Source organism: Nocardia sp. NPDC006982 (assembly GCF_042869435.1).
Classification (GTDB): Bacteria; Actinomycetota; Actinomycetes; order Mycobacteriales; family Mycobacteriaceae; genus Nocardia.
Genome location: NZ_JBIAFV010000002.1, coordinates 146,990 through 158,317 on the forward strand (window position 1 = coordinate 146,990; position 11,328 = coordinate 158,317).

Genomic DNA, 11,328 nt, shown 5'->3' on the forward strand with positions numbered 1-11,328 from the left:
ACTGCAAGTCACCACCCCGAAAGGAACAACATGGCTCGCTCCGATGTCCTGGTCTCCGTTGACTGGGCCGAAGAGAACCTCAACGCCCCCGGCGTCGTCTTCGTCGAGGTCGATGAGGACACCTCCGCCTACGACGGCGGCCACATCGAGGGTGCCGTTCGGCTCGACTGGAAGAAGGACCTGCAGGATCAGGTTCGTCGCGACTTCGTGAACCAGGAGCAGTTCTCCGATCTGCTCTCGGCGCGCGGCATCGGCAACGACGACGAGGTCGTGCTCTACGGCGGCAACAACAACTGGTTCGCCGCATACGCCTACTGGTACTTCAAGCTGTACGGCCACAACAACGTCAAGCTGCTCGACGGCGGCCGCAAGAAGTGGGAGCTCGACGGTCGTCCGCTGTCCCGCGACGCCGTGAACCGCCCGGCCACCCAGTACAAGGCCGCCGCCCCCGACCTGACCATCCGCGCGTTCCGCGACGAGGTCATCGCCGCCATCGGCACCAAGAACCTGGTCGACGTGCGCTCCCCTGACGAGTTCTCCGGCAAAATCCTGGCGCCGGCCCACCTGCCGCAGGAGCAGAGCCAGCGTCCCGGCCACATCCCGGGCGCCATCAACGTGCCGTGGAGCAAGGCCGCGAACGAGGACGGCACCTTCAAGTCCGACGCCGAGCTGACCGAGATCTACGGCGAGGCCGGACTGGACGGATCCAAGGACACCATCGCCTACTGCCGCATCGGTGAGCGTTCCTCGCACACCTGGTTCGTGCTGCAGGAGTTGCTGGGTCACCAGAATGTCAAGAACTACGACGGCAGCTGGACCGAATACGGCTCGCTCGTCGGTGCACCGATCGAGTTGGGAGAGTAATCACATGTGCGCAGCACCTACCCAGGGACAGGCCATTCCGGCCGGAGTCGATGTCGAGAAGGAAACGGTCATCACCGGCCGTGTTCTGAGCACCGACGGCCAGCCCGTCGGCGGCGCGTTCGTGCGCCTGCTCGACGGCAACGGTGACTTCACCGCCGAGGTCGTGGCCTCGGGCACCGGTGATTTCCGCTTCTTCGCGGCGCCGGGCGCATGGACCGTGCGGGCGTTGTCCTCCTCGGGCAACGGCTCGGCCGAGGTTCGTCCGGAAGGCGCGGGCATCCACCCCGTGGATGTGGCAGTCGCCAAGTAAGTAATGCCACCGACGGCCCCGTCGTTTCCCGGTAGCTGGGAAGCAACGGGGCCGTTGTGCTGGGCGGGACGCAACTCGTTAGAATCCAGTTGTGGTCCTCTTCTTCGAGATTCTGCTGGTGGCCGTGGCCGTTCTGATCGGCTGGTTCGGCCTGTACGTCTTCTACCGGTTGTTCACCGAATCATGAGTGAACTCGCGAGCGAAGGTTCCAACCCGGCCGAGCGAGCGAGTGAACAACTGAACGGCAACGGCCCGGCCGAGTCGGCGCCGCGCCGCAGTGGCGACGAGGCCGTGGCCGAGGCCGCCGAACGGGCGAAATGGACTGGTGCGCGCAATATTCCGGTGCTACCGGATCTGCCGCTGCCCGAGGACACCGCGAATCTGCGGCTCGGTCCTGATCTGAGTTCGTCGATGCTCGCGCTGCTGCCGATGGTCGGCGTGTGGCGCGGTGAGGGCGAGGGCAACGATCCCGCTCGCGGCGACTACCGCTTCGGCCAGCAGATCATCGTCTCCCACGACGGTGGCGATTACCTGGCCTGGGACTCGCGTTCCTGGGTCATCCAATCCGACGGCTCCTACGGCGGACCGGATCTGCGCGAGAGCGGCTTCTGGCGGGTCGGCATCGACGGTGATGACGAGGTCATCGAACTACTGTTGACCCACAGCACCGGCATCGTCGAACTCTTCTACGGCACCGCACTGACCCAGTCCTCCTGGGAATTGGCCACCGATGTCGTCATCCGCAGCCAATCCGGCATCGTCGTCGGCGGAGCAAAACGGTTGTACGGCATCGTCGAAGGCGGTGATCTCGCCTACGTCGAGGAGCGGGTAGTCGCCGACGGTCCCCTGGAGCCTCGCCTGTCGGCACGTTTGCAGCGCTACATCGGTTAGTCGCGCGGCCAGATCGATGTCAGGTCGATGTCGATCGGAAACGGCACGTTGATCTTCAGGCGGTCGTGGAAGATGCCGACCAGGCCGTAAGTTGCTGTGGCGGGGTCGAGTTCGTAGACGTAGACGACGGCTTCATCGTCACGACGCTCGACCCTCCAGTAGTTCGGGATTCCTGCCTTCGCATACTTGGCTGGCTTCGTCTCCCGGTCGCGTTCTTCGGAATCCGGAGAGACAGCCTCCACAGCCAGGACAAGGTCCTCGGCGAAGTAATACCTCGACGGGTCCTCGCGGACGAATGCCTCTGGGGTAACGACAAGAACGTCCGTCTCCGGCATCTGACGCTTGCCGAGCTTCACCGCCATCCCCAGGTCAGCCCGCAAGTGCCGCGGAGCCTGTAGATCCAGGTCCCGCCAAAAAAGTGAGACAACTCGGCTGTGCCACTTTTCCTGCGGACCTACGAAGACCAGACCACCGTCGATCAACTGAGTGCGTTTGGGAAGGCCGCGCAGTGCCAAGAAGTCCTCGACCGTGAATCCACCGGCAGGCGGGATTACCCAGTCGGGCAACGGCTCAACGGTCATCGCCCCACCGTAGCGTCTGTCCTCAGGTTGGGTGCCAGGTGACGAGGAGTTCGTCGGCGAGGGTTTCGACGGCGAGTTTGGATCCGTTCACCTCGAGGATGGCGGCGCGGAGGCGGTCGTCGTGCAGGCGGGATTCGGAGACGGCGGCGATGTGGGAGCCGATCAGGTGTGAGTACGGGGGTTCGGAGCCGACGTCGAAGGCGGTGTATTTGCCGGATTCGGCGACGTATTCGATGTATTCGGGTTCGGTGAGGCCGGCGAAAGGGTCGCGCCACGGGGTCGATGCGACGAGGAGTTCCTCGCCGTCGGTTCCGGCGTCCAGCAGCAGCACCGAACCGTCGTCGAAGGTCAATTCGATGGGGCCTTCGGTGCGGTCGACATCACTGCCCTGTACGTAGAACATGCGGCGAACCGCCCTGATGCGGCGGCCAACCACCGCCGCGAGACCCTCCGATGGCATCGGCTACCCCTCGTGTCGAACCCGGTCGCCGGACTCTACCGTCCGAGAGAATTGTGCCGAAAAAGGAACGGCCCCCGAGCCATACCCCGCAGGCGGTGAAGCCTGCATGGGTCCCGGTCGGACTAGACCGGTAGCTCGGGGGCCGGGTGGCTGCCTGGAATTCGCTCAGCGCTCGCGCGAACGGAAATCCGTTGCAGCGGGGGCGCTAGCGGACAGCCACCTCACGAGTCCTATGAACATACATTCTTCGAACCACCTCCTTCCTTGTGTACAAACGAATCTAGTCAGCGGTCAGTGCGTCGGCAACGGAATTTCGCGGGGCGCTGAACCGGTGCGCTCCTCGACTCCTCCAGTGGTCGTGACCTGGCCTGATCCATCGATTTGCAGCACCGCTTCGGCGCGGTGATCAGATGGCAGCTGATGTGTGACGACGACCACAGTTCGGTCGGGTTCGACCAGGCCGCTGCCGATATCGAGTAGCTCGCGCAATAGTCGCGCGCCCGCCTCGGCCTCGAGATGTTCGGTCGGCTCGTCGAGCAGCAGCACCCGCGCGGGCGAAATGAGCGCTCGGGCGAGCAGAATCCGCCGCCGCTGCCCGCCCGAAACCGCGGCCGCACCTGCGACCAGATCCGTGTGCACACCATCCGGCAGCGATTCCAGCCAATCCCCGAGACCGACCGCGCACAAAGCGTTCTCGGCCGCTTCGGCCGTGAGATCCCCCCGCGCGACCCGCAGGTTCTCGAGCACGGAGGTGCCGAAGATGTGCGCATCCTCGGCAAAGAACGTCACGCCGGGCACGGGCGTTCCGAACAGCCCCGCCCACGTCATGAGCAATGTGGTCTTGCCCGCGCCGCTCGGTCCGACGACGGCGATCCGCTTTCCTGCCGGACGCTCGGGGAGGTTGCCCGGCAATCGATTTCGTGCGTCGCGGAGGTCCGTATCGGTACCCCTGCGGTCGGGTGCCGCTGGTGCGCCCTCTGTCGACGAGCCGTGCCCGCTGCCATCGGCTCGTCCGGTGGCATCGCGCAGCAGATGATCTCGTCCCGAGTCTCCGTGGCGGTTCGTGGCGGAGCCGGCGTCGGACCGTTGCTGCGGTATCGGGTTTCGGGTGGTGGTTTCGAGCAGAGGGAGGCGGTGCAGGGCCGCGCGGGCGGTGGTGAGGGCTTGGGCGGCGGCGGGGAGTGGGGCTACTGCTTCGAAGGCCGAGAGGGGGAGCAGGACCAGGATGGTGAGGGCCATGGGGGTCATGGCGGGCGGGTTGGTGCCGTAGATCGCGATGCCGATCAGGAGGGCGCCGAGGACGCTGGCGCCGATCGAGAGGGGCGTCGCCGCCGCGGCCCAGGCGCTGCGTGCGGCCGCGGAGTCCTCGGCGGCGACCGCACGTTGTCCGGCGCGGTCGGCGGCCGCCAGCGCGGCATCCAGCTTGCCCGCGACCCGGAGTTCGGCCGCGTGGTCGAGGACCGTGAGCGCCTGCGCGGTGAATTCAGCCCGGTCGGCGCGCACCGCGCGTTCGGCCTCGCGAGCGGCCCACCCCGAGAGCCACGGTGCAACGATTCCGGCAATGCCGAGCGATACCGCCAGAATGGCCGCCGCCACAACCGAAATGGTGGCCATGAGTCCGATCGCGGCCAGCGCCAGCACAATCGCGACCGCGATCGGCACGAACACACGGACGACAACGGCACCGAGATCGTCGATATCGCTGCCGATTCGAACCAGGAGATCCCCGCGCCGCAGCGACGCAGCACCATCCGCGCTCGTCGAATCCGCCGCGGCGACAGGACGACCCCCGCGGCGCTCCGAGGTATCGGCCTGGCCGAACGCAGACGCCGCGCGACGTCGACTGGACCGCCTGGCCAGTCCGGGCACCGATGTTTCGTCGCCATAGTCGGCATCGAGCTCCGGCGCGTTGGACACCTCGCCAGCTGCTCGATCCGATTCGGCGATCGAGACATCCCGGCCGAGCCTACGACTGGAGCCGACCGCACCATCGTGGCCGGGCCGACGAATCGACCCGTCGAGCTTCTCGGCACGTAAACCATCACCGCCGTCGGCCGGCCCGTCCGACGTGTCACCTCGCAGATCCCGCCGCATCCAGACATCGGATTGAGCGAGGGTCCGGTAGACGGTTGTCCGAGCGGTCGTCATCGCACGCAGCGCGACATCGTGGGTCGCAAGACGTTCCAGGTATCGGCACAGCCCACGGGATATACCGAGCGCCCGTACCGCGACAACCGCAACGCTCAGATCGAGCACCGGAGGCATCTCCCAGGCACGCGCGATCAACCACGCCGCCAATGCCGCCAGCCCGAGCCCGCTGCCCAGTGCCAACACACCCCACCCGATCGCAACGGCGACCCGCCACGGCGACAACTCGAGCAGCCCCCACACGCGCCGCAGATCCGCTACTACGCCGCGACGAGCCGTTGCCCCTGGCACCGAAGTGTCTCCCGCGCGGTTCATGAGACGACTGCCTGAGGTGCGGTGGAGTGGATGGGGATTATGTGATCCGCGACGGCGAGGACGGTTGGGCGGTGGGCTATGACGATTACCGTTGCGCCGGTGCGAGCTCGCTGCTGTAGGGCAGTGAGGACGGTGACTTCGGCCGCGTGGTCCAGGTGGGCGGTTGGTTCGTCCAAAAGGAGGATTGGGCGGTCGGCCGCGAGCACTCTGGTGAGGGCCAAGCGTTGGCGCTGGCCGAGGGAGAGGCCGATGCCGCCCGCGCCGACGATCGTGTTCCAGCCGTCGGGAAGTTCGTCGAGTACTGCATCGAATCCGGTTGCGATGCAGGCGGCTTCGAGTTCGTCGAGCACACGTGCCGCACCCTTGGCAGTGGTGTCGGGTATGTGCGCGCCGAGTAATTCGAGATTCTCGCGCAGTGTTCCCGGGACCAGGACCGGGCGTTGCGGCAACCAGGCGAGGCGCGACCACCAAGTCTCCTGATCCAGCGCACGTAGGTCGGTGCCGTCGACCTTCACCGAGCCGGACTCCGGTGTGATCAAACCCAGGATTGCTTGCAGCGCAGTCGATTTCCCACTCCCGTTGGGACCGGTGAACACTGTCACCAACCCCGGCCGCAACACCGCCGTCAGCCCGGCGGGCGCAAACCCGTCCCTGGCGCGTACCGAGAGATCGCATATCTCGATGAGGCCCGAGCCATCTCTGCCGACTTCAAGCCTCATCTCGGCGGGATTGCCACTCGACACCGCTGAACCGAGTTCGCTGATATCCCTGCCGTCGTCCCCGCTCTCCACAGCACCCTCGCCGCCGATAATCCCATGAGGGGAGCCGACGGCGGCCACGGGATCAACACCATTCGTGCTCGAAACCGGCCTAACAGCACCTGCGCACCCGGGCGCAGCCGACCGAACAACGCCCGCTCCGCCAACCGCACCACCAACCCCACCAGTTCCGGAGACCGACCGGACAGCGCCAGCGTCCCCGCCAGCCGCCTGACCATCGGCACCCGATTCGGCCAGAACCTGCGCAGACGGCTCGAGAACAGCAAAGGCCTTGTCCGCGGCCGCCATTCCGTCCTGCGCCGCATGAAACCGCTCCCCCACCATCCGCAGCGGCAGATACACCTCCGGAGCGAGAATCAACGCCACCAGCCCGGCATAGAGACTCATCTCCCCGTATACCAGCCGCAGACCGATGGACACCGCGATCAACGCGACGCTCAGCGTGGCAAGCATCTCGAGCACCATCGACGACAGGAACGCGATCCGAAGCGCACGCATGGTGCGCTGCCGCAACGCATCCCCGAGCGCACGCACCCGGTGTTCCATCGAACCCGTCCGCCCCGCGCTCCCCTCCCGCCCCAACGCGCGCAATGTCGGCATCCCGGCGAAGAGATCGAGCAGTTGATCCGAAAGCCGTGTGGTCGCGACGAGGGTGGCCTCCGCTCGGCCCTGCGTGAGCAGACCGATGAGCACCATGAACACCGGAATCAACGGCAGCGTGACCACGGCGATGAGACCGGAGACCGGATCGTGAAACCCGATGACCACCAAGACAATCGGCGGCACCAGGCAAGCAAGGAGCAGCGCAGGCAGATACCCGGTGAGATACGCCCGCAGCCCGGTCAGCCCGGTACTCACGACAACCGCCAATTCGGTTCGCCGAGTTTCGAGTTCGCGCGGCGGCAGCTGAGCACCGGCGGCAAGCACCGCGGTTTCCAGTTCCGCAACCACCGCGGCCCCCGCCCGATGCGCGATCCGCGACTGCACCCAGGTGGCGAGCACCCGACAGCCGATGGCGGCCACGAGCACCACCAACTCGAATGTCCACGCCCCGAAGCTGCGCCGGCCGGGATCGGTGACGACCCCGGCCAGCACCTTCGCCAACGCGACCGCCGTGACCACGATCGATCCCGTGATCACCACGGACAGTGCCACACTCAGCACCAGATAGCGACGGGCCGAGCGCGCGTACTTCCACAACCGAGGGTCGACGGGCGGGCGAGCCATGATCAGTCCTTGACGGCTTCCAACGGCAGGCCGACCGGCGCGGGAATCTGCTCGACCGTAATCCGTTTGCGGAATACCCAGTACGTCCAACCCTGGTAGCCCAGCACCACCGGCGTGACGACCACGGCCGCCCAGCTCATCACCTTCAGCGTGTACGGCGTCGAGGAAGCGTTGTCGATGGTCAGGTTGAACATGTCGCTGATGGTGGACGGCAGCACATTCGGATACAGCGACCCGAACAGCAGCACCGTGGCCGCCGCGGTGGTGACCGCCGTGCCGACGAACGCCCACCCGTCGCGATCGGCGAAACTCGCCGCGCCCGCGAGGAGCAGCCCGACTACCGCCAGCGCCAACGGAATCCAGGTCCATCCGGTTCCGTAGGCCAACTGCGTCCACACCCCGAACACACCGACCACGATCGCGGTCGGTGCCAGCAACAATCGCACCGTCTTCACCGCATCGTCGCGCACCTCGCCGCCGGTCTTCAGTACCAGGAAGACCGCACCGTGCAGCGCGAACAGCAATCCGGTCGCGAGTCCGCCGAGCAAGGCGTACGGCCCGAGCAGATCCCACACCGAGCCCGCGATGTGCTTCTTCTCGTTCAGCGGCACCCCCCGCACGACGTTGGCGAATATCCAACCCCAAGCCAATGCCGGTACCCAGGAACCGATTCCGATTGCGGCATCGCACCAGGCCCGCCACCGCGCATCATCGATCTTGCTGCGATATTCGATGGCGCAGACCCGCACGATCAGCGCGATCAGCACGAGCAGCAATGCGATGTAGAAACCGGAGAACAGGCTCGCGTACCACTCTGGAAAGGCGGCGAACATCGCACCGGCCGCAGTGATCAACCACACCTCGTTGCCGTCCCACACCGGCCCGATCGTGTTGAGCACCACCCGCCTTCGGGTATCGCTGCCCTTGCCGAGGATCGGCATCAGCATGCCGACCCCGAAGTCGAAGCCCTCCAGCACGAAGTAGCCGGTGAACAAGACGCCGATCAGCAGAAACCAGAACTGTTGCAGATTCATCGTCGGCTCCTAATAGGCGAAGGAAAGCTGTTCGACGGCAGGTTCTTCGGCCTGATGACGACCGCCCGTATCGTCTGGTCCGCCGGTCGGAATCTTCGCGGGCTCGGGTCCCGCGACCGTGTAGCGCCGCATCAGGTAGAACCACACCACCGCGAGCGCGCCGTATAGCAGGGTGAACACCACGAGCGAGGTGATGACCGTGCCCGCGACGTGGTCGGAGACGCCCTGCTGAACCATCAGCCGCAGGCGCTGGTCACCGGTCGGGTTCGGCGCGACAACCCATGGCTGCCTACCCATTTCGGTGAAGACCCAGCCCGCGCTATTGGCCAGGAACGGAGTCGGGATGGCGATCAGGCACAGCCACGAGTACCAGCGCTTATCGGTGATCCGGCCACCGCGGGTCAGCCAGAGGCCGACCAACCAGAGCAGGATCGCACCGGCCGAAAGGCCGATCATGGCGCGGAAGGACCAGTAGGTGACGAACAGATTGGGCCGGTAGTCGCCGGGCCCGAATTTCGCGTTGTACGCGTGCTGCAGGTCGGAGACACCGTCCAAGGTGACGTCGCTGAACTTGCCCTTGGCCAAATACGGCAACACATAGGGCACCTCGAGCACGTGCGTCACGCTGTCGCAGTTGTTGTGTGTGCCGATGGTCAGCACCGAGAAGTCCGGATCGGTCGCGGTATTGCACAGCGATTCCGCCGAAGCCATTTTCATCGGCTGCTGTTCGAACATCAGCTTGCCCTGCACATCACCGGTGAAGAACAGCGCGACACCGGCAATGACGATCACCCACAGGCCGCCGCGTCCACCGGAGCGCCACATCGTTCGCGCATCGGCGACTTTGGTCTCGTCACCGCTGCGCGCATTGCGCACCATCCACCAGCCGCAGATGCCGACCACGAAAGTTCCCGAGGTCAGGAATGCTCCGGCCACCACGTGCGGAAATGCCGCCAGCGTCGTGTTGTTGGTGAGCACCGTCCAGATGCTGGTGAGTTCGGCGCGCCCGCGCTCCGGGTTGTATTTGGCGCCGACCGGATGCTGCATGAACGAATTGGCCGCGACGATGAAGTACGCGGAGGCATTCACCCCGATCGCGACAAACCAAATCGTCGCCAGGTGCACCATTTTCGGCAGCCGGGTCCAACCGAAGATCCACAGGCCGACGAAGGTCGATTCCAGGAAGAATGCGACGAGCGCCTCCAGCGCGAGCGGTGCGCCGAAGACGTCACCGACGAAGCGGGAGTATTCGCTCCAGTTCATGCCGAACTGGAATTCCTGCACGATGCCGGTCGCGACACCGAGTGCGAAATTGATCAGGAACAGCTTCCCGAAGAATTTGGTCAGCCGGTACCAGTGCTCTTTGCCGGTAATCACCCAAGCGGTCTGCATACCCGCCACCAGCGGGGCCAGACCGATCGTCAGCGGCACGAAAATGAAGTGATAGACGGTCGTGATGCCGAACTGCCAACGCGATAAGTCCAGGACGCTCAAAACCGACCTCCCGCCGATCTACGACATTACGTAGTAAGAGTACGCCCGCGAAGGGGTCCATCAAGGAGTCGTACGCCACGACACACAGGCGCAACCGACCCTCAACGACCTATTTTCCGAGCTCGCCGAGTACTCCTACACGCTGTAGTAGGACGAAGATCACGGCCCGGCGAACTCACCAATCGCCGATGGCCCCGGCCCGTTCCACTCCTCGATCCACCAATTCGATGATTTCGGCCGCATTGTCCGGCGCCATCATGCGCAATCCGTCCAGTGAATTCACCCGCGCGGCGAGCGTGATGCTCGACATCAGCCAAATGCTGTCGCAGGTCAACAGGTCGGCGGTGAACAACGAGTCGTAGCTGCACTTCCACCCGGCCTTCTCGGCCTCGGCGAACAGCGCGCGCTGGGTAACCCCCGGGAGTACGCCGTTCTTCGCGGGCGGGGTGATCAACTGTTTGTCGCGCACGATCACCACCGACGAGCGCGGCCCCTCCAGCACCCGGTTCTCGGTACTGGTGAAGATCACGTCATCGGCGCCCATCCGCTGCGCGAACCGCAGCGCCGCCATATTGGTGGCATAGGAGAGTGTCTTCGCACCCAGCAGCTGCCACGGCGCGGCCTGCGCCAGATCGACCGAAATCCCACGCGATAGCGACACCACCGCGACGCCATCGGTGCGCGCCTTCTGCACCCGCTCCGGCACCGGCAGCACCAGCACATAGGAAGTCGGCACCGGCACCGCGGCCGCGAGATCGCCCGAGGTGACGCTGGACGGAGCCGACAGCTCGGTATCGCGCCCACGGGTGAGGACCAGCCGCATCAGGCCCTCGCGGTCGGTCCCCCATTCCTTCGTCGCCGTCTCGACCGCGTCGCGCCATTTCCCCAGCTCGGGCTCGGGTAGATCGAGTGCCTGCGCCGAACGACGCAGTCGGCCTAGATGAAATTCGATCGCGCACGCGTCACCGGCACGAACCAAAACCGACTCGAAGACACCGTCACCGCGCAGTACGCCGATGTCGTCGGCAAACAACAACGGCGCGTCCGGATCCTGGACGGCGCCGTCGAGTGTTACAAGAACTCGATCCACCATGGGTCGAGCGTAGGCGCTGTTCGTTGACCGCGCCTAGGACTGCGTGGGATTTGCAGCGCCTGCGGCGCTGCGTGTTCGCGGCCCCCTTATGTCTCGCATCCGAGCGGCCGAGACTCGCGCCTACGGCGCATG

At 65.5% G+C, this 11,328-nt stretch carries 10 protein-coding genes; 3 read left to right on the plus strand and 7 right to left on the minus strand.

Annotated features, from left to right (window positions below; translation table 11 throughout):
- Nucleotides 1–30: 30 nt before the first annotated feature.
- From ACFYOW_RS09680 to ACFYOW_RS09690, 3 genes are all read left to right on the plus strand, one after another.
- On the plus strand, nt 31–864 hold the full coding sequence (locus tag ACFYOW_RS09680; RefSeq protein ID WP_387286316.1) for a sulfurtransferase: 834 nt from the start codon (nt 31–33) through the stop codon (nt 862–864).
- 4 nt (nt 865–868) lie between these two features.
- On the plus strand, nt 869–1,174 hold the full coding sequence (locus tag ACFYOW_RS09685) for a DUF1416 domain-containing protein (protein ID WP_387286318.1): 306 nt from the start codon (nt 869–871) through the stop codon (nt 1,172–1,174).
- 183 nt (nt 1,175–1,357) lie between these two features.
- Complete coding sequence (locus ACFYOW_RS09690; RefSeq protein ID WP_387286320.1) at nt 1,358–2,065, plus strand: FABP family protein; 708 nt, start codon at nt 1,358–1,360, stop codon at nt 2,063–2,065.
- Here ACFYOW_RS09690 and ACFYOW_RS09695 read toward each other — a convergent pair.
- The 7 genes from ACFYOW_RS09695 to ACFYOW_RS09725 form a co-directional block, all read right to left on the minus strand.
- Nucleotides 2,062–2,646, minus strand: a complete 585-nt coding sequence (locus tag ACFYOW_RS09695; protein ID WP_387286322.1) for a Uma2 family endonuclease — start codon at nt 2,644–2,646, stop codon at nt 2,062–2,064. The genes ACFYOW_RS09690 and ACFYOW_RS09695 overlap by 4 nt on opposite strands.
- 22 nt (nt 2,647–2,668) lie before the next feature.
- Entirely contained in the window at nt 2,669–3,106 is a 438-nt protein-coding gene (locus ACFYOW_RS09700) for a hypothetical protein (protein ID WP_387286324.1), read from the minus strand.
- Between the two features lie 291 nt (nt 3,107–3,397).
- Entirely contained in the window at nt 3,398–5,545 is a 2,148-nt protein-coding gene (gene cydC / locus ACFYOW_RS09705; RefSeq protein ID WP_387286325.1) for a thiol reductant ABC exporter subunit CydC, read from the minus strand.
- A 20-nt stretch (nt 5,546–5,565) separates the two neighbouring features.
- On the minus strand, nt 5,566–7,575 hold the full coding sequence (locus ACFYOW_RS09710; RefSeq protein WP_387286327.1) for an ABC transporter ATP-binding protein/permease: 2,010 nt from the start codon (nt 7,573–7,575) through the stop codon (nt 5,566–5,568).
- Between the two features lie 2 nt (nt 7,576–7,577).
- The gene (gene cydB, locus ACFYOW_RS09715; RefSeq protein WP_387286329.1) at nt 7,578–8,609 is read right to left on the minus strand and encodes a cytochrome d ubiquinol oxidase subunit II; all 1,032 of its coding nucleotides are present in this window, start codon (nt 8,607–8,609) and stop codon (nt 7,578–7,580) included.
- Between the two features lie 9 nt (nt 8,610–8,618).
- Nucleotides 8,619–10,103 carry a cytochrome ubiquinol oxidase subunit I gene (locus ACFYOW_RS09720; protein ID WP_387286331.1) on the minus strand — a complete coding sequence of 495 codons (1,485 nt, stop codon included), beginning with the start codon at nt 10,101–10,103 and terminating at the stop codon, nt 8,619–8,621.
- Between the two features lie 175 nt (nt 10,104–10,278).
- On the minus strand, nt 10,279–11,196 hold the full coding sequence (locus ACFYOW_RS09725) for an aminodeoxychorismate lyase (protein ID WP_387286332.1): 918 nt from the start codon (nt 11,194–11,196) through the stop codon (nt 10,279–10,281).
- Nucleotides 11,197–11,328 lie beyond the last annotated feature (132 nt).

What these genes read in the sequence shown, in the direction of transcription:
- ACFYOW_RS09680 (WP_387286316.1), top strand. Translation starts at nt 31, where the DNA reads ATGGCTCGCTCCGATGTCCTGGTCTCCGTTGACTGGGCCGAAGAGAAC.
- ACFYOW_RS09690 (WP_387286320.1), top strand. Translation starts at nt 1,358, where the DNA reads ATGAGTGAACTCGCGAGCGAAGGTTCCAACCCGGCCGAGCGAGCGAGT.
- ACFYOW_RS09710 (WP_387286327.1), bottom strand. Translation starts at nt 7,575, where the DNA reads ATGGCTCGCCCGCCCGTCGACCCTCGGTTGTGGAAGTACGCGCGCTCG.
- ACFYOW_RS09685 (WP_387286318.1), top strand. Translation starts at nt 869, where the DNA reads ATGTGCGCAGCACCTACCCAGGGACAGGCCATTCCGGCCGGAGTCGAT.
- ACFYOW_RS09695 (WP_387286322.1), bottom strand. Translation starts at nt 2,646, where the DNA reads ATGACCGTTGAGCCGTTGCCCGACTGGGTAATCCCGCCTGCCGGTGGA.
- cydB (WP_387286329.1), bottom strand. Translation starts at nt 8,609, where the DNA reads ATGAATCTGCAACAGTTCTGGTTTCTGCTGATCGGCGTCTTGTTCACC.
- ACFYOW_RS09725 (WP_387286332.1), bottom strand. Translation starts at nt 11,196, where the DNA reads ATGGTGGATCGAGTTCTTGTAACACTCGACGGCGCCGTCCAGGATCCG.
- ACFYOW_RS09700 (WP_387286324.1), bottom strand. Translation starts at nt 3,106, where the DNA reads ATGCCATCGGAGGGTCTCGCGGCGGTGGTTGGCCGCCGCATCAGGGCG.